Source organism: Streptomyces abikoensis (genome assembly GCF_014648775.1).
Classification (GTDB): Bacteria; Actinomycetota; Actinomycetes; order Streptomycetales; family Streptomycetaceae; genus Streptomyces; species Streptomyces abikoensis.
In genome coordinates this window covers 513,108-530,425 of the sequence record NZ_BMRT01000002.1, presented here as the reverse complement: position 1 = coordinate 530,425, position 17,318 = coordinate 513,108, and the positions used below count along the sequence as shown (strand labels likewise).

Below are 17,318 nucleotides of genomic sequence, written 5' to 3'. Positions count from 1 at the left end.
CCGTCACTTCCGCATGACCGCCGGCTCGTGGCGGCGCAGCAGCCGGGCCACCAGGAACGCGAAGACCAGGGACAGCACCACCATCATGCTCATGTCGAGCAGCCACGTGCCGACGGCGTGCCGGAACAGCGGATCGGCCCCGCTCCCGCCCTTCGGCGGGAGCTGGCCGGTCTCGGGCGGGATATGGGTGAAGTCGATGGTCGCGCTCATCGCGGCCAGCGCCCAGCGCGACGGCACCAGCCAGGAGAGCTGCTCCAGCACCAGCCTGCCGTTGAGCTCGATCATCCCGCCGCAGAAGACGACCTGGACGAGGGTGATGAGCACCAGCAGCGGCATGGTGACCTCCTCCCTGCGCACCAACGCCGACACCAGCAGGCCCAGCAGCATGGAGGTGAACGACAGCAGTGCCAGGGCGAGGGTCATCTCCAGCAGCGGTGGCATCAGAACGCCCTGGCCGTGGGGCGCGCGGGTGTCCACCCCGCCCAGACCCACGACGCCCAGGACGATCGCCTGCGCCACCGTGATCACGCCCAGCACCAGGATCTTCGACATCACATACGCGGACCGGGACAGCCCGACGGCACGCTCGCGCCGGTAGATGACGCGTTCCTTCACGAGTTCCCGCACGGCGTTGGCCGCGCCCGTCAGCACGCCTCCCACGCAGAGGATCAGCAGCACGGTGTTGGCCTTGTCGGCGGAGGCGAAGCGGGTGCCGGAGGACAACCGGGCCATGGCGCCGGTGAGGAAGGGCAGCGCCACCATGATGATCAGGAACGTCCGGTCGGCGCTGAGCGCCATCACATAGCGGCGCATCAGGGTCCACAGCTGGGCGCCCCAGGTCTGCGCCTTGGCCGGCGCGGGGGCCGCCTCCGGCGCGGGCGGCGCGCCCAGGCGCGGCTGGTCGGTGGCAGAGGCGATGTACTGCCGGTGGTGGGCCGAGGCGCGGTACTCGCCCGCCCAGTCCCGGTCCCTGTCGTTCTCGAACGCCTCGAAGGCCTCGGGCCATTGGCCGAAGCCGAAGAAACCGGGCATGTCCCCGGGCGGCCCGTAGTAGGCGGTGCGCCCGCCGGGGGCGAGGAACAGCAGCCGGTCGCAGACGTCCAGGCTGAGCACGCTGTGGGTGACGACGATGACGGTGCGGCCGTCGTCGGCGAGGCCGCGCAGCATGTTCATCACCGAGCGGTCCATGCCCGGGTCGAGGCCGGAGGTCGGCTCGTCGAGGAAGAGCAGCGAGGGCTTCGTCAGCAGCTCCAGTGCCACGCTGACGCGTTTGCGCTGGCCGCCGGAGAGGCTGTGGATGGGCTGGTCGGCGCGCTGCTCCAGGCCCAGTTCGCCGATGACCTCCTCGACCCGGGCCCGGCGTTCGGCCTTGGCGGTGTCGCCGGGGAAGCGCAGCTCGGCGGCGTAGTTCAGGGCCCGGCGCACGGTCAGCTGGGTGTGGAGGATGTCGTCCTGGGGGACGAGCCCGATGCGGGCCCGCAGCTCGGCGTAGTCCCGGTAGAGGTCGCGGCCGTCGTAGAGGACGGTGCCCCGGTCGGCGGGGCGCAGCCCGGTGAGGGCGTTGAGCAGGGTCGACTTCCCGGCGCCGCTGGGGCCGACGACGGCGAGCAGGGTCTTGGCGCCGACGGGGAAGGAGACGTCGTCCAGCAGGGTCTTGCGGCCCTCGTCGACCTGGACGGAGAGGTCCTGCACGTCGAGCGAGACCTCGCCGGTGTCCACGTACTCCTGGAGCTGGTCGCCGACCAGGCTGAACGCGGAGTGGCCGATGCCGATGATGTCGCCGGGCCCGACGAGGGCGCGCTGCACCGGGTGGCCGTTGAGGTAGGTGCCGTTGTGGCTGCCGAGGTCGACGATCTCGTAGTCGCCGTCGGCCAGCGCGCGCAGTTCGGCGTGGGTCCGGGAGACGATGAGGTCGTCGAGGACGAGGTCGTTGTCGGCGGCGCGGCCGATCCGTACGGTGCGGGTGGGCAGGGGGCGTACGGAGGTGGGCTGCCGGAAGGTACTGGTGCCCGAGGGGTGGGAGACGGCGGAGGGCCGGTCGGCGGGGCGCCGCAGGGCCTCGGTGACATGGACGGCGGGCCCGTCGGAGGGGTTGCCGAAGCGGACGACGCTGCCGGGGCCCACGTCGAGCGAGGTCACGCGATGGCCCTCGGCGTAGGTGCCGTTGGTGCTGCCGGTGTCCTCGAGCGTCCAGTGGTCCGCGACGGCGCGCAGGACCGCGTGGTGCCACGAGACGCGCCCGTCGTGCAGCACGATGTCGCTGAGGGGGTCGCGTCCCACGTGGTAGACCCTGTCGGGGCTCATCACCCGCGAGCCGCCGTCGGCCTCGACGACGAGCTCGGGCGCGGAGGGCGCGACCGACCGCTCTCCCATGGGTCCAGGCTACGGCCGACCGCCGCCGCCCGCCTTCCGGCGGCGGCGGACGGGGGCAAGGGGAGACGGATGGCCGGGGACGGCCGGGGAAGGGAGCGCGGGAGCGGTGGCGGAGGAATCCGGAGGGCTGCCCGTCTTCGTCTACGGGACGCTGCGGCCCGGGCGGCACAACCACGACCGCTTCCTGCGCGGCCGGACGGTCGCGGAGGAACCCGCGCGGCTGCGGGGCGCGGTGCTGTACGAGGGGCCGGGGTATCCGTACGCGGTGGCGGACGCGGAGGGCGAGATCCGCGGTGAGCTGATCACCGTGGCGCCGGGGGAGTACGTCCGGGTGCTGGCCGCGCTCGACGCGCTGGAGGACTACGTGCCGGGCGATCCCCTCAATCTCTATGAGCGCGTGGTGTGCGACGTGCTGGTGGAGGGCGGCGGTCCGGTACGGGGGTGGGTGTATCTCGCGGCGGACCGGGTGGCGCGCCGGCTGCGGTCGTCGGGAACCAGGGTGCCGGGCGGCGACTGGCGGGGTGGCGGCGGGCCCCGTCTCACATAGTGATCAGTTGGCCAACGGCGGCAACCTTTCGGCGCGTTGCCGCATCCTCCCCCATAAGTCGACAGGAAGTTGCGCTGTCGTAACGGTGCGTTGGGTATTTGTAAACGATAGATCAACTGTTCGGACAAGAAGCCTCTTCGCTCTTTTCATGGGCATGCCAATGGGTGCATGGTCATCCACGGGACCTGGACCAGGGGTCCCCGTGGTGCGGCAGAACCGGCACCGCGTGCACGCAGGCGGTCCGGTCGTCCGAACCGCCCTCATGGCAAAGGGCGCTGAAACGTGCGTACATCCCCCACGAACTTCATATCGGCCTCGTCCGGCAGACGCGCGCTGACCATCGCCGTCGCGGTCGCCGCCGCGGCGACCATGGCCGGCACGGCCGCGGCCGACACCCTCCCCTCCCGCTCCGCGGCCGAGGCCCCGGCCGCGACCGCCGTGGCCGGCGGTGTCCAGGCGGACGTCGTCAAGGCCGCGCGGAGCGCCGCTGTCGCGAACGCGGCGGCCACCGGCGTCACTTCGGCGGACACGCTGACCGTCAAGGACGTCCTCACCGACCCCGAAGGGAAGCGGCACGTCCGCTTCGAGCGGTCGCAGCACGGCGTCGCCGTCGTCGGTGGCGACCTGATCGTCCACCTGGACGCGAAGAACTCCTACCTGGGCGTGACCCGTTCGGCCAACCGCCAGGTCACCGTCCCCAGCGTCACCCCCAAGCTGAGCGCCTCCGACGCCGCCGCCAAGGCCGCCGCGTCGGCCGACGGCACCGCCGCCGGCAAGCCCGAGCTGGTGGTGGACGCCCGCGCCGACAAGGCCGTCCTCGCCTACCGGGTGACCGTCACCGGCACCCCGAAGGCCGAGGCCGGTGCCGCCCACTCGGTGCTCGTCGACGCCGCGTCCGGCAAGGTCATCAGCAAGACGCCGCTCTCCGACGCGTTCATCTCGCCCGCCCTGAAGGCGAAGCTGCGCGAGCAGGGCGCCCAGGCCACCCCGCGCCCCAGCACCAAGCCCCTGCCCGGGCCGGTCAAGCCCGCCTCGGGCGCCTTCCCGGCGCAGGCCACCGGCAGCGGCTCCTCGATCTTCGTCGGCAACGTCCCGCTGATCACGACGCAGACGGCCACGAGCTCCTTCACCCTGAAGGACCCCAGCCGCGGCAACGCCGAGACCCGTAACGCGGGCCGTCAGCAGCTGGGCACCTTCACCAGCGGCAAGGCCTTCACCGACAGCGACAACAAGTGGGGCAACGGCACCACGTCGGACTCCGCCAGCGCCGCGGTGGACGCCCAGTACGGCATCACCGCCACGTTCGACTACTACAAGAAGACGTTCGCCCGGAACGGCATCAAGAACGACGGCGTCGGCCCGCACGCCCTCGTCCACTTCGGCAGCAACGTCGGCAACGCCTTCTGGTCCCCCGACTGCGGCTGCATGCTCTACGGCGACGGCGACGGAAAAACGTTCAAGCAGCCGCTGGTCGCCCTGGACGTCACCGGTCACGAGCTGAGCCACGGCGTCGTCGAGGCCACCGCGAACTTCCAGCCCACCCGCGTCGACGACGACCAGAACCAGTTCGGCGAGGCCGGCTCGCTCAACGAGTCCTTCGCCGACATCTTCGGCACCGGCGTGGAGTTCGCCACCAACAACCCGGCCAACCCGCCGAACTACCTCCTCGGCGAGAAGCTCGGCCTCCAGCAGACCTTCCTGCGCCGCCTCGACAAGCCGTCGCTGGACAAGCTCGAGGGCACGGTCGACTACTGGGACGAGGGCTCCTACGACCGCGAGGTCCACGCGGGCTCCGGCGTCTCCTCGCACGCCTTCTACCTGCTGGCCGAGGGCAGCGGCAAGAAGACGATCGGCGGTTTCTCGTACGACTCGCCGACCTACGACGGCTCCACGGTGACCGGCATCGGCCGCGCCAAGGCCGAGCAGATCTTCTACCGCGCCCTGAGCCGCTACCTGGTCTCCACCAGCGACTTCCACGACGCCCGCAAGGCCACCCTGCAGGCGGCCGCGGACATCTACGGCCAGGACGGCGCGGAGTACAAGGCCGTCGACGCCGCGTGGGCGGGCGTGAACGTCACCGAGGCGAACACGCCCTCGGTGAACGCCAACCTCAAGCGCTGACGCCGGCGCCTCCGGCGCCGGCTGAGTGAGCGGTGCGGCGCGTGACGCGTCAGGGGTGACGTCACGCGCCGGGTGCCGACCGGGGACCCCGGTCGGCCCGGATCGTGGGGCCGTGGCCGACGGGAGACCGCCGGGCACGGCCCCACGTGCGTGGCCGGGCGGGATGCCCGCCCGGCGGGCCGGCCGGAGGCCGGTGGGGTCCGCCTCGCCGGGCCGGACTCGTCCCGCCGGCCCGGGGGGTGTCGTGCCGGACCCGGGCCCGCCGCGCCGGGCTCGTCCCGCCGGGCCGGATCCGCCCGGGGGCGGATCCGGCCTCAGCCCGCCCCCGTGGTCCCCTCGCGGCGCCGCAGGTATCCGACGAGCACCCCGCCCAGGAACCCCGCCACCAGCCCCCACAGCAACCCCAGCCCCACCAGCGGCAACAGCCGCGCGTCGAGGGACACCTCGCCGCCGAAGTCGCCCAGGTCACCGATGCCCAGCAAGGACAGGCCGTAGCGGGCTGAGACACGGGTGAGCAGCCCGATCACCAGCAAGGCCAGCGCCAGCGCCACCGCGAGGCGGACCGCGAGCCGCCAGGGGCTCGTCCCGGCGGGGGAGCGCACGGCCGTGAGGAAGCCCGTCGCCAGGAGGGCGAGCGCGGCCAGCAGGGCCAGCAGCCAGGCCCGCCCGTCATGGGCGGAGAGCGAGGACAGGTCGACCGTCGCGGTCCCCTCGCCGCCCTCCCGCAGGACCGCCGCGAGCGCCTGCGGCATCGGCAGCCCGATCCCGTCCGGGACCCGCCCCTCCCACGCGCCGCCGAGCCCGATCCCGAGCCCCATCCAGGCGAGATTGGGCAGCCCCAGCAGCAGGACCGCGAACGTCCGGTCCGCGTGCCCGCGCGTGGCGGCCACCACCAGGCCCACGAGCAGCCCGAGCACCACATAGCCCAGCAGCAGCACCAGCACCGCGAACGCCGCCGGGCGGACGGAGTCCTGGAAGCGCAGCAGCCGCGAGGGCAGCGGCGTCCTCCGGGACGCGGCCGTCGCCACGAGCAGCAGGACCAGCAGCCACAACAGCCCGTAGCCGACCGTCGGCCCGGCCGCGGCGCGGAAGCCGACCGTGGGCGTCACCCCCAGCGCCGCGCCGAGCTCGTCGAGGATGTCCTCGTCCAGGCGGATGCGGAACGTGTGCCGGGCCGCCCGCGCGACGAGCAGCAGCGCCACCACCCAGACCACGGCCGTACGGGCGGCCCGGCCGAGGAACGCGGCTCCGCTCGCCACCGCGTGATGGCGCATCGGCAGCAGGAAGACCGCCGCGAGCGCCAGGCCCCCGGCGAGGGTCACCGACAGCGGTACGACGGCCAGCCCCGCGCCCGTACGGCCGAGGAAGCCGGCGCCGCCCGACAGCTCGACGGTCCCGCCGACGGCGCTGACGACGGTGGCCGCGATCACGGGGGCCAGCGCGTCGGCCCCCAGCGCCCCGGCCCCGGCGGCCCACAGCCCGAGCGCGGCGACCGCGGCCATGGCGGCCAGCCCGGCGGCCACGGCCGCGAGGGCGTCCCCCCAGGCACGCAGCTCGCTCATGCCGCCAACGTAAGCCAGCGGCGATCGCACCACCCGTCCGGGCGCGCGGGCGGGCTAACGCTGTCCGGAGCGACTCGGGAGCAACCCGTACGCCCGCTTGCGGGGCCCATGGGTCTGGTACACACAATGTGCGCAGGGGTGGTGAAAAGGAATAAAAACCTCCATTGAGGAGTCAGGGACGTGTCGTCCGAGCCACCGTCAGCCAACCGCCCCTCCGGCCCGCCGTCCGGCCCCCTGTCGGGCCGGGGCTCCCAGCCGCCGGACCGCCCGGCGGGCGAGCCGGAGCAGACCCGGCCCGACTGGTCGGCCCCCCGCCCGGAGACCCCCGGCGGCCCCGCCGCACCGGGTGGTCCCGGCGGCCCGCCCGCCCCGCCCGCCGGCGGGCGGGGCACACCCGGGGGCACCCCGGGCGAGGGCCCCGGCGGAGGCGCGCGCTGGTGGCGGTCGAAGAAGGCGCTCGTTTCGCTCGCCGCCCTGGTCGTCGCCGCCGCGCTCGCGGTCTTCTTCCTCCGCCAGGGCTCCGGCGGCGCCGGCGAGGTGTACCTCCAGGCCGCGTCCGCCAACGGCAGGGATCCGTTCACCCAGTCGACGGCCAAGGACTACGGCGCGTCGGCGTCGTCCCACCCCGTCGTCCCGGCCGGTACGGGCGGCAACGGCGGCACCCGGAGCGTCAAGGGCGACACCCGGGGCCTCTACGGCGGCTCCCGGCACAACGCCAGCTGCGACGTGGAGCGCCAGATCGGCTACCTGACCCAGGACCAGGCCAAGGGCCGCGCCTTCGCGGGCGCCGCCGGCATCGAGCAGAACGGCCTCGCCGCCTATCTGCGCGGCCTGACCCCCTTGCAGCTGCGCGCCGACACCCGGGTCACCAACCACGGCTTCAAGGACGGCTCCGTCACCAGCTATCAGTCCGTCCTCCAGGCCGGCACCGCCGTGCTCGTCGACGACCGGGGCATGCCCCGGGTGCGCTGCGCCTGCGGCAACCCGCTGGGCCCGCCGGTCGCCGCCAAGGGCACCCCGACGGCCAAGGGCGACTCCTGGCCCCTGTACAAGGCCTCCGACGTCGTGGCGGTCACCCCCGCCGACTCCGTCCTCGAGTACTTCGTCGTCTACGACCCCGACACCGGCGAGTGGTTCGAACGGCCCGTGGGCACCGACGGCGAGGACGACCGCTCCACCTCGGCCCCCAAGGGCGGGGTGACGATGAGCCCCAAGCCGAACCCGTCGCAGGGCGGCGGCGGGCAGCAGTCCCCGCCGGCACCCCCGCCCCCGCCCAAGTCGCCGCCGCACACCACCGCGCCGCCGCCCACCACGCCCTACGTCACCACGCCGCCCGGGCAGCCGCCGGCGCCCCCGGCGTACGGCCCGCCCCCGGTCCGCCCGCGCTGATGCCCCGTCCGACGCGTGACCCGCACACCGCGCGAGCGGTGTGGGCCCCGCTGCTGCTGGCCACGGCGGCCGTGGTCTACAACGACTGGGTGCTGGAGTTCCTCCTGCCCACCGGCCTGGACCCCCGGCACTCCTACGTCAGCGAGCTCTACGCCGCCGACCAGCGCTTCCACGGGCTCTTCGGCGGCATCGAGCTCCTGGCCGCCGCCCTGGTGGGCGCGGGGGCGCTGCTGGCGCGGGGCCGGTCGCCCGGCCGCTGGGAGGAGGCGGGCTGGTGGTCGCTGGTGGCCTTCGGCGCGGCCTCCGTGGCCGACGTCGCCGTCCCGATGCGCTGCGCCCCCTCGGTGGAGAGCCTTTGCGAGGCCGTCAACCCCTGGCACACCACCACCAGCGCGCTGGTGCACCTGGCGCTGTTCGCCTCGATGGCCCTGCTGCTGACCTCGGCGGCGCTCGGCGCCCCGCCCCGCCCCGCCGTCCGCCGCTGGGGCCCGTGGGTGCTGGGCACCGCCATGACGACGGCGCTGGCCACGGTGGGGCCCCTGTTCGGGCGGCCGGGCTGGCACGGGGTGCCCCAGCGGGCGCATCTGCTGCTCGTCGGCGTGTGGTTCGGGCTGCTCGCCGCGGCCCTGCGCGCGGAGGCCCGGCCGCGGCCGGGCACGGCACGGCTGCCCGGCCGCCCGGCCCCCCGGGGCGTCGCCGTTCAGCCGATCAGCCCGTACACGTGCAGCGCGCCGGAGAACGACGGCAGGTAGACGCGGCCGTTGGCCACGGTCGGCGGGACGAACTTGGCGAACTTGCCGACGTCGTCCCGGGCGGCGTTCATCCTGCTGTGCCACACCTCGTCGGTGAGGTCGTGGGCCCGATAGGCCCGCAGGACGCCGTCCACGACGGCCTGGTTGGCGTTCTCCCTCCAGGGGTGGGACGCCCACACCAGGCCCGAGTCCGGGTCCCGGCCGGCGGCGGAGACGGACAGCGTCCCGCCGGGCATGCCGGGGGAGCCGCCCGGCACGCCCGTCGGGTCGGTGGTGGTGCTCGTCGACACGGGGGACGGATCGAGGCGCCCGCCGGAGAAGCGGTAGGCGCGCAGGAAGGCGTTCTCCGGCCAGACGTAGCACCAGGGGCCGCCGGGAAGGTCCCAGTAGACCGGCCCGCCGTGGATGTGATGGCTGTTCGCGTCGGGTGCGACCACGTAGAAGCTCTGCGGGATCTGGCTGTCGGAACCGGCGTGGAAGTGCCCCAGGGCCTCCCTGTCCAGCAGGTAGAACTTGCCCTCCTTGCCCCCGCCCAGCAGCAGCCGGGTGCCGGGGATCAGCAGCGGCCCGGCCGAGCCCAGGTCGGCGTCGGCCGCGTCCAGCGCGGCGTTGTCGAACGGCGAGAACCAGTCGGCGGGCGTCAGGTCCGGGCGGAGCTTGACGACGCTGTCGCCGAGCTCCGAGCCGTCGGGGCGGAAGCCACCGTTGCCGGTCATGAAGTACAGGCACCCCGCCTCGTCCACGGCGAGCCCCTGCCCGGCCTGCCAGATGCCGCCCAGCCCGGTGCCGGGCGTGGTGACGTACACCCCCGTGCGGCGCAGCGTGAGCGCGTCGAAGCCGAACACCCAGCCGTGGTACGGGCTCCGGTCGCCGTAGGCGGCGAAGGCGGCGTACACCGTGCCGTTCGCCAGGGTGAGCGCCGAGCGCTGGATCTGCCGGCTGCTGGTGAACGCGAGCCGCCCGCCCACGCTGCCGTCGCCCGTCCCCGGCACGGTCGCCTCGATCCGCACCGGGCCGCCGAGGACCGGCTGCCCGGTGCGGGTGTCGAGGGCGTGCAGCGTGTGGTGGTGGCCGTCCGCCTCCTTGGTGAACGCCAGCACGTAGAGCACCCGGTGCGCGGCGTCGATGACGGGGGTGCTCACCACGCCGACCTCGACCGCGATGTCGCGGTAGTGCGGCGGGCCGATCTCCGGGTCGGGCAGCGGGCAGGACGGGCCGAGCGAGGTGCGCCACAGCGGGGCGGAGGCGGCGGGGTCGACGGCGTCGAAGGCGTAGACGCTGTTGTGCATCGTCGCCACGTAGACCACGTCGCGCGGGCCCCGGCCCGGCAGCTCCACGCCGGGGAGGACCAGCGGCTGGGCGTACACATGGCCGTCGACCGCGCGGCTGAAGAGCCGGCCGAAGGTGGCGGGGGTGACGTCGGCCGGGCGGAGCGTCGTCTCGAAGGCGTTGAGGCCGGTGCGCCGGTTGTCGTTGTGCTGCGTGGTGACCGCCACCGGAACGTTCGCTGTCCGCTGCATGGCGCTCCCCGTCCCCCGGCGGCCCGGATTCCAGGGTGAGCGGTGACGACACGGGTCACAATCACCGGAACGGGTGAAAGCAAGCGATAACCCTCTTACCGGGCCTTCTGTTTATGGGCCACCGTTTATGGGGCCCTGTTTACGGGGCACCGGCCCGGGTACCCGGCTCCGGTGATGAAGAGAAACCAGCCGAGCGTCGTCGTGGTGACCGGGGCGAGCGGCGGCGTGGGCCGGGCCACCGCCCGGGCCTTCGCCGCGTGCGGCGCGAGCGTGGCGCTGCTCGCCCGTGGCCGCAAGGGGCTGGACGCCGCCGCCGAGGAGGTCCTGCGGGCCGGCGGCGCCGCGCTGCCGCTGTCCGTGGACATGGCCGACCACCGGGCCGTCACCGAGGCCGCCGACCGGATCGAGGAGGTCTTCGGCCCGGTCGACGTCTGGGTCAACAACGCCTTCACCGGCGTCTTCGCCCCCTTCGTCGAGATCGAGCCCGACGAGTTCCGGCGCGTCACCGAAGTCACCTATCTGGGCTATGTGTACGGCACCCACGCCGCGCTGACCCGGATGCTCCCGCGCGACCACGGCACCATCGTCCAGGTCGGCTCGGCGCTGGCCTACCGGGGCATCCCGCTCCAGTCCGCCTACTGCGGCGCCAAGCACGCCATCCAGGGCTGGAACGAGTCCCTGCGCTGCGAACTCCTCCACCAGGGCAGCAAGGTCCGCACCACCATGGTCCAGCTCCCCGCCGTGAACACCCCGCAGTTCGGCTGGGTGCTCAACCGGATGCCCCGCCGCCCCCGGCCCGTGGCGCCCGTCTACGAGCCCGAGCTCGCCGCCCGCGCCATCCTGTTCGCGGCCGCCCACCCGCGCCGCCGCGAGTACTGGGTGGGCGCGAGCACGGTGGCCACCCTCCTCGCCAACGCCGTCGCCCCCGGCCTGCTCGACCGCTACCTCGCCCGGACCGGCTACGAGGCCCAGCAGCGCCCGGAACCGGCACCCCCGCTGCCCGAGGTGAACCTGTGGCACCCGGCCGACGGGGACGGCGGCCACGACCACGGCGCCCACGGCGAATTCGGCATGGGCGCCCGGTCGCACGGCCCGCAGCTGTGGCTCTCCGAACACCGGGGCGCCCTGGCGGCCGGCGCGGCGTTCGTCGCCGCCGCGTTCGCCGCGACCCGCATGCGGGCGGACCATGGGTGGCATGAGCGCTGACGCGACCCCCACCGAATCGCGGCGCAGGACCGTGCGCGCCCGGCACGCGGAGGCACTGGACCTCTTCACCGACCGGGTGCGCGCCGTCCGCCCCGACCAGTGGACGGCGCCCACCCCCTGCACCGAGTGGACCGTCCGCGACCTGGTCAACCACCTCACCGTCGAACAGCTGTGGGTACCGCCCCTGCTGGACGGCAAGGGCATCGCGGACGTGGGCGACGCCTTCGACGGCGACCAGCTGGGCGACGACCCCGTCGCCGCCTGGGAACGGGCGGCCGAGGCCGCCCGCGAGGCGTTCGCAGCCCGGGGCGCCCTCACCGGGACGGTCGAGCTGTCCTACGGACGCACCGCCACCCACGCCTACTGCGCCCAGATGATCGCCGACCTGGTCGTCCACGCGTGGGACCTCTCCCGGGCCATCGGCGCGGACGAACACCCCTCCAAGGCCCTGGTCGACTTCACCCGCCACGAGGTGGAGCCCTACGCCGGCGCGCTCTCCGGCTCGGGCCTGTTCGCACCGGCGGTCGAACCGCCGCCGGACGCCGACTCCTGGCAGCGGCTGCTGGCGCTACTGGGGCGACAGCCCTGACCCCGTCACCGGACGCGGGATCGGTAATGTTCACCCCTGTGTGACAGCTGTTGACGGGGTGTAAGGAGGGGGCGGAGTGAGCGGGATAGTCGTCCATCTGCCACAGGGAAGCGGTAACCGGCCGCCGGACGGGAGCGGCGACGCCGACGGGGAGCCGTACGGCGACGCGGTCACGTTACGGCTCGGCCCGGGGGAGGTGGCCCGCTTCGGGCGGGGCTCCGCGACGACCCCCGTCGAGCTCCGCCTCGTCGACGAGGCGATCTCCCGGCTGGCGGGGGAGATCCGGGTGACCGACGACCACTGGCAGCTCAGCAATCACAGCGCGACCCAGAGCTATCTGGTGGAGAACCCCGAAGGGGCGGGCGAGTACCTGAGAGTGCCGCCGCGCCGGGCCGGGGCACCCATCCCCTTCGAGTTCTCCCGGGTCGTCCTGCCCACCCGCGGCGGCAGCACGGTCGCCTTCCAGGTGTACGCGCCCGACCACGTCTACCTGGACCCCGACGGCGCGGGCGGCCCCTGGGAGCACCGCACGGTCACCGCGTACTCCCTGGACGAGACCGCCACCTACTTCCTGGTGCTGGTCGCCCTCTGCGAACCGAGGCTGCGCGACGAGTCGCCCGTGGCGGTGCCCACCACCCCGCAGATCGTCGAACGGCTGCGGGGACACCCCGCCTGCGCCCGGCTGACGGCCCGGGCCGTCAGCTCGCACATCGACTACCTCGCCGAGGAGAAGATGCGGATCGCCGCGCCGGCCGGCGCCGAAACCGGCCGGGGAGCCCGCCGCAACGGCAAACGGGAGGCGATCGTCGGCCTCGCGCTGCGCTTCGGGCTCGTCCGGGAGGAACACCTCGCGCTGCTGCCGCCCCGGGTGGGGACGGGCGCGGTGGCGTGGGAGAGCGCGCCATGACCCACCGGCCGCTCCCGCCCGGCCGGCGCGTCGGCGACTGGGAGGTCACCGCGCCGATCGGGGCCGGCGGCTGGGCCACGGTCTACGCGGGACGACGGGCCGGCCGGGGCGAGGACACCGCCGACGACGTCGCCCTCAAGATCCTGCCCACCGAGGGCCTCGCGCCGCGCCAGGCCCGCAAGGTCGCGGAGACGGCCCGGCGCGAGGTGGAACTCGCCCGACGGGCCCGCCACCCCCGGCTCATCCCTCTGCTGGACTCCTTCGTGCTCAGCGAGCCGGACCACCCCTTCCTGGACGGCGCGATCGTGCTCGTCATGGAGCGGGCCGAGCGGAGCCTGCGGGACGCGCTGAGGGGTGGCGGGCCGACCGAGACCGAGGCCGGCCGGATCGTCGCCGAGATCTGCGAGGGCCTGGCGCACCTCCACGCCACCGGCTGGGTGCACGGCGACCTCAAACCGGACAACATCCTGCTCATGGCCGACGGTTCGGTGAGGCTCTCGGACTTCGGGCTCGCGACGGAACTCACCGGCGACCGGGGCACCCACGGCTACGCGCCCCCCATGGGCACCTTCGACTACCTTCCGCCCGAGCGCTGGAAGGCCCCGCTCGGCGAGCACGGGGTAACCGTCCGGCCCAGCGCCGACATCTGGGCCCTGGGCATCATCATCCACCAGGTGTTCGCCTCCGGAACCTCCCCGTTCCCCGGCGCCACCCCCGTCTCGCGCGCCGCCTCGACGCAGGAGTACGCCGAGGGACGGGCACCGCTGCGCATGGACGGCGCGGTGCCCCCGTTCTGGCGCGCCCTGGCCGCCGACTGCCTGGCCCCGACGCACTCCGCGCGCGCCGCCCACACCGCCGAAAGCCTGCTGGCCCGTATCGACGCCCGGCAGGACGTCCCACCGGAACGGGCCGGCCCCGGCACCCCGCCACCGGCGGGACGCCGACGCCTCCGCATCGGTGCCGCCGTCGGGGCCGTGGCGGTGTGCGGCGTGGTGGCGGCGGGCTGGTCGTACGCCGTGCGCGACGCCGGATCCGGCCCGCCCGCCGACTCCGGGGGCAACGGCCGGATCCGGGTGTTCAACGTCGAGGAGGCATGCCAGGACCGGAAGGACCGGAACGCGGAGTGCAGCCTCGGCCTGGCGATCGACCCCCAACGGCCGTACACCATCGACAACGTCGTCCCGACCCGGGTGTGGCACGGTGACGTCCTCGCCGTCGACTGCCAGTTGCCGCACGGCGTGCCCATCGTCGACGAGGCGGGCACGTGGTCCGCCCAGTGGTACCGCGTCCGCCTCCCGAACGGCTCCGCGCAACCCACCGCCTGGCTCCCGGCCGTGCGCACGAAGGACCGCCCCGGGATTCCCGGCTGCCCGCGCCCCACCCCCGCGCGCTGACCCGGCCGGCGCGGCACCCACCTTCCTACCGGTGAGCGCCGGGCGCCGTCACCCCGGATCGTTCCGGATGCCGCGCCCCGGCACACCGCCACTACCTTGCGGGCCGTCGCGTTCTGTCTTCGTTCGACGACCAGGAGGTCATGGTGAGTGAGTACAGCCCTTCCCGCAGGAGCCTGCTGAAGGCCGCGGGCGGCCTGTCCGCGGCGGTGGCGCTCGGCGCCGGAGGCGTCCTCGCGACCGCGTCGGCGGCCCACGCCGTCGGCGACGGCTTCGGGCTGCGCGTCGCGGAACGCGGTGAGAACGACCCCCGCATGTGGTACTACCGCTTCGAGACCGCGGAGATCGGCTGGAAGCCCGCCGTCAACGTCCTGCTCCCCGACGACTACCACACCAGCGGACGCACCTACCCCGTCCTCTACATGCTCCACGGCGGCGGGGGCGACTTCATCGAGTTCGACCGCGCGGGCATCCGCGAGCTGACCGCCGGCAAGCCGATCATCGTGGTGATGCCCGACGGCGGGAAGACGGGCTGGTACTCCAACCCCGTCCGCTCCAACGTCGGGCCCCGCAACTGGGAGAACTTCCACATCAACCAGCTGATCCCGTGGATCGACGCGAACTTCCGGACGTTCGCCGAGTACGACGGCCGTGCCATCGGCGGATTCTCGATGGGCGGCTTCGGCGCGCTGAAGTACACGGCCAAGTACTACGGCCACTTCGCCTCGGTGAGCTCCTACTCCGGCCCGGCCAGCCTCCGCCGTGACGGCGGCCTGGTCGTCCACTGGGCGAACACGACGTCCGCCCTGGACCTCGGCGGCGCCACCGTCTACGGCGTGCCGTGGGACCAGCGGAGGGTCAGCGCCGACAACCCGGTCGAGCGCGTCGAGAGCTACCGGAACAAGCGGATCTTCATGGTTGCCGGTACGGCACCCAAGACCGCCTTCGACTGGCTCAACGAGCCCGAGGTCCTGGCCGGCCAGCGGGAGTTCCGCGGCCTCCTGGACCGGGCCGGCATCCCCTACGAGGCCCACGAGGACGGCGGCGGCCACTTCTTCCGCACGGAGTTCTTCCGTGGCGACCTCGACGGCATCATCGGCCGCCTCCGCAAGGCGTAGGCGGCGGCCCGACGGGCGGGGCTTCCCGGGCGGCCCCGCCCTATCCCGTCAGCCGGGGCAGCACGTTCGTCCGGTAGAAGTCGAAGAACCCCCGCTGCAGGGGGCCGATCTGCGAGACGTGCACCCGGTCGAACCCGGCGTCGGCGTACGCGCGCAGCGCCTCCACATGGGCCTCGACGTCGTCGCCGCACGTGATGGATCCGGCCACGCGCTCACGCGTCACCAGCTCGGTGGCCTGCTCGAAGTGGGCCGGCGTGGGCAGCACCTGGTTGAGCTCGCCCGGCAGCTGCTCCACGGCCCACAGCCGGTGCGCGGTGTCCAGCGCCGCCTCCCGGTCCGGGCCCCAGCACACCTTCAACCCGCCCTGCACCGGCTTCCGGCCGCCGCCCGCGCGCCGGAAGCGGGCCACCGCGTCCTGGTCCGGGGTCATCGTCACCAGCCCGTCGCCGATGCGCCCGGCCACCTCGGTGGCCGCCGGCCCGAACGCCGACACGTCGATGGGCACCGGCGCCTCGGGCAGCGTGTACAGGCGGGCGTTCTCGACGGTGTAGTGCTTGCCCCGGTGGTTGACCTGGCCGCCCTCGAACAGCAGCCGCATCACCTGGACGGCTTCCTCCAGCATCTCCAGCCGCACCGCCGCCGGCGGCCACGGACCGCCCAGGATGTGCTCGTTGAGCGCCTCGCCGCTGCCCACCCCGAGCCGGAAGCGCCCCCGCAGCAGCACCGAGCTCGTGGCCGCCGCCTGCGCCGTCACCACCGGGTTCAGCCGCATCGTCGGGCAGGTCACGGCGGTCTCCACCGGCAGCGACGTGGCCTCGGACAGCGCGCCGATGACCGACCACACCAGGGGGCTGTGCCCCTGCTCGCCCGTCCACGGGTGGAAGTGGTCGGAGATCCACAGCGAGGTGAAGCCCGCCTGCTCCGCCATCCGGGCCTGCTCGACCAGGTCCCTGGGGGAGTGCTCCTCACAGGACAGGAAATAGCCGTACTCGGTCATCGCCGTCGGGTATCCCCACCCGGCCCTTCCGAAACCGTCACCGCGACGTGTCCGGAGCGCAACCAAGCGGTCCCCCCGTGTGTCATACGGGCATGACAAGCGCAGCAGTGAAGAGAGCGAACGTCCGCCCACGCGGACGATTGGGTGTTCTCCTCGGCGCGGCGGCCGTGCTGGCCGTGCCGCTGTCCGTCGCGGCGGGGTCGGGGAGCGCGCAGGCGGCCACGGCCTCCTGCACCGCCGGGGCCGGGCCGTACCAGAAACAGGCCGAGCGGTTCCTGGGGCGGCCCGTCGACGGGCGGCAGTCGGCCGCCGACTGCCGGGCGATCCGGGACTTCCAGCTCGACCACGGCATCAGCCCCGCCGTCGGCTACGCCGGGCCCGTCACCTGGGGCGTGATGGACCTCGTCGCCAAGCAGCGCGCCGCGGGGAGCAACCCCAACGCCGACCGCAAGTGCCCGGTCGACAAGGGGCGGATCGCCTGCGTCGACCTCACCCGTCAGCTGAGCTGGATACAGGACGGCTCGCGGCTGGCGTTCGGGCCGGTGCCGATACGGTCCGGCCGGGAGGGGTACGGGACGCGGACCGGGCTCAAGCGGATCTACTGGCGCAGCGTCGACCACTGGTCGACGATCTACAAGGTGCGGATGCCGTACAGCCAGTTCTTCGACGGCGGGCAGGCGTTCCACTCCATCGACGGCAGCGTCTGGTCGGCGCCCGGCTCCCACGGCTGCGTCAACATGCGGCGCGGGGACGCGAAAGCGTACTGGTCGATGCTGAAGAACGGCGACGACGTCTACGTCTACGGGCGCAAGGCCGGCACCTGAGCGGATGCCCCGGCCGAGGCCG

General features: G+C 73.8%; 14 protein-coding genes. 10 read left to right on the top strand and 4 right to left on the bottom strand.

What is annotated here, in order from left to right; translation table 11 throughout:
• Positions 1–3: 3 nt before the first annotated feature.
• The gene (locus tag IE096_RS08850) at positions 4–2,373 is read right to left on the bottom strand and encodes an FHA domain-containing protein (RefSeq protein WP_189450362.1); all 2,370 of its coding nucleotides are present in this window, start codon (positions 2,371–2,373) and stop codon (positions 4–6) included.
• 106 nt (positions 2,374–2,479) lie between these two features.
• On the opposite strand from IE096_RS08850, the gene IE096_RS08845 reads away from it, so the two are divergent.
• Together IE096_RS08845 and IE096_RS08840 are read left to right on the top strand one after the other, a co-directional pair.
• The gene (locus IE096_RS08845; RefSeq protein ID WP_229820057.1) at positions 2,480–2,920 is read left to right on the top strand and encodes a gamma-glutamylcyclotransferase family protein; all 441 of its coding nucleotides are present in this window, start codon (positions 2,480–2,482) and stop codon (positions 2,918–2,920) included.
• Positions 2,921–3,289: 369 nt separating this feature from the next.
• Positions 3,290–5,041 (top strand): M4 family metallopeptidase, encoded by a 1,752-nt coding sequence (locus tag IE096_RS08840; protein WP_189450925.1) that lies wholly within the window; start codon positions 3,290–3,292, stop codon positions 5,039–5,041.
• A gap of 314 nt (positions 5,042–5,355) precedes the next feature.
• Here the strand turns inward: IE096_RS08840 and IE096_RS08835 are convergent, their stop codons facing one another.
• Entirely contained in the window at positions 5,356–6,603 is a 1,248-nt protein-coding gene (locus tag IE096_RS08835) for a streptophobe family protein (RefSeq protein ID WP_189450358.1), read from the bottom strand.
• A gap of 180 nt (positions 6,604–6,783) precedes the next feature.
• Here IE096_RS08835 and IE096_RS31810 point away from each other — a divergent pair, with 180 nt between their 5' ends.
• Together IE096_RS31810 and IE096_RS08825 are read left to right on the top strand one after the other, a co-directional pair.
• Positions 6,784–7,992 carry a DUF6777 domain-containing protein gene (locus tag IE096_RS31810; RefSeq protein WP_189450356.1) on the top strand — a complete coding sequence of 403 codons (1,209 nt, stop codon included), beginning with the start codon at positions 6,784–6,786 and terminating at the stop codon, positions 7,990–7,992.
• On the top strand, positions 7,992–8,744 hold the full coding sequence (locus IE096_RS08825; RefSeq protein WP_189450354.1) for a DUF998 domain-containing protein: 753 nt from the start codon (positions 7,992–7,994) through the stop codon (positions 8,742–8,744). The genes IE096_RS31810 and IE096_RS08825 overlap by 1 nt, the downstream gene beginning before the upstream one ends.
• Here the strand turns inward: IE096_RS08825 and IE096_RS08820 are convergent.
• Positions 8,693–10,264: a PQQ-binding-like beta-propeller repeat protein gene (locus IE096_RS08820; protein WP_189450352.1), complete on the bottom strand. Its 1,572-nt coding sequence runs from the start codon at positions 10,262–10,264 to the stop codon at positions 8,693–8,695. The two genes, IE096_RS08825 and IE096_RS08820, sit on opposite strands and share 52 nt — an antisense overlap.
• Before the next feature lie 174 nt (positions 10,265–10,438).
• Here IE096_RS08820 and IE096_RS08815 point away from each other — a divergent pair, with 174 nt between their 5' ends.
• The 5 genes from IE096_RS08815 (at position 10,439) to IE096_RS08795 (ending at position 15,475) form a co-directional block, all read left to right on the top strand.
• Positions 10,439–11,470, top strand: coding sequence for an SDR family oxidoreductase (locus tag IE096_RS08815; RefSeq protein WP_189450350.1), 1,032 nt, complete (start codon positions 10,439–10,441; stop codon positions 11,468–11,470).
• Positions 11,460–12,059: a TIGR03086 family metal-binding protein gene (locus IE096_RS08810; RefSeq protein ID WP_189450348.1), complete on the top strand. Its 600-nt coding sequence runs from the start codon at positions 11,460–11,462 to the stop codon at positions 12,057–12,059. The genes IE096_RS08815 and IE096_RS08810 overlap by 11 nt, the downstream gene beginning before the upstream one ends.
• 76 nt (positions 12,060–12,135) lie before the next feature.
• The gene (locus IE096_RS08805) at positions 12,136–12,966 is read left to right on the top strand and encodes a serine/threonine protein kinase (protein ID WP_189450346.1); all 831 of its coding nucleotides are present in this window, start codon (positions 12,136–12,138) and stop codon (positions 12,964–12,966) included.
• On the top strand, positions 12,963–14,360 hold the full coding sequence (locus IE096_RS08800) for a serine/threonine-protein kinase (RefSeq protein ID WP_189450345.1): 1,398 nt from the start codon (positions 12,963–12,965) through the stop codon (positions 14,358–14,360). Before IE096_RS08805 ends, IE096_RS08800 begins: the two co-directional genes overlap by 4 nt.
• 140 nt (positions 14,361–14,500) lie before the next feature.
• Complete coding sequence (locus IE096_RS08795; protein ID WP_189450343.1) at positions 14,501–15,475, top strand: alpha/beta hydrolase-fold protein; 975 nt, start codon at positions 14,501–14,503, stop codon at positions 15,473–15,475.
• Between the two features lie 40 nt (positions 15,476–15,515).
• Here the strand turns inward: IE096_RS08795 and IE096_RS08790 are convergent, their stop codons facing one another.
• Entirely contained in the window at positions 15,516–16,472 is a 957-nt protein-coding gene (locus IE096_RS08790; protein ID WP_189450341.1) for an LLM class F420-dependent oxidoreductase, read from the bottom strand.
• A gap of 92 nt (positions 16,473–16,564) precedes the next feature.
• Here IE096_RS08790 and IE096_RS08785 point away from each other — a divergent pair, with 92 nt between their 5' ends.
• On the top strand, positions 16,565–17,296 hold the full coding sequence (locus IE096_RS08785) for a L,D-transpeptidase family protein (RefSeq protein ID WP_189450340.1): 732 nt from the start codon (positions 16,565–16,567) through the stop codon (positions 17,294–17,296).
• Positions 17,297–17,318 lie beyond the last annotated feature (22 nt).

Coding starts and splice junctions, on each gene's coding strand:
- IE096_RS08820 (WP_189450352.1), bottom strand. CDS start 10,264: ATGCAGCGGACAGCGAACGTTCCGGTGGCGGTCACCACGCAGCACAAC.
- IE096_RS08815 (WP_189450350.1), top strand. CDS start 10,439: ATGAAGAGAAACCAGCCGAGCGTCGTCGTGGTGACCGGGGCGAGCGGC.
- IE096_RS08790 (WP_189450341.1), bottom strand. CDS start 16,472: ATGACCGAGTACGGCTATTTCCTGTCCTGTGAGGAGCACTCCCCCAGG.
- IE096_RS08850 (WP_189450362.1), bottom strand. CDS start 2,373: ATGGGAGAGCGGTCGGTCGCGCCCTCCGCGCCCGAGCTCGTCGTCGAG.
- IE096_RS08835 (WP_189450358.1), bottom strand. CDS start 6,603: ATGAGCGAGCTGCGTGCCTGGGGGGACGCCCTCGCGGCCGTGGCCGCC.
- IE096_RS08795 (WP_189450343.1), top strand. CDS start 14,501: ATGGTGAGTGAGTACAGCCCTTCCCGCAGGAGCCTGCTGAAGGCCGCG.
- IE096_RS08810 (WP_189450348.1), top strand. CDS start 11,460: ATGAGCGCTGACGCGACCCCCACCGAATCGCGGCGCAGGACCGTGCGC.
- IE096_RS08825 (WP_189450354.1), top strand. CDS start 7,992: ATGCCCCGTCCGACGCGTGACCCGCACACCGCGCGAGCGGTGTGGGCC.
- IE096_RS08785 (WP_189450340.1), top strand. CDS start 16,565: ATGACAAGCGCAGCAGTGAAGAGAGCGAACGTCCGCCCACGCGGACGA.
- IE096_RS08800 (WP_189450345.1), top strand. CDS start 12,963: ATGACCCACCGGCCGCTCCCGCCCGGCCGGCGCGTCGGCGACTGGGAG.
- IE096_RS08840 (WP_189450925.1), top strand. CDS start 3,290: ATGGCCGGCACGGCCGCGGCCGACACCCTCCCCTCCCGCTCCGCGGCC.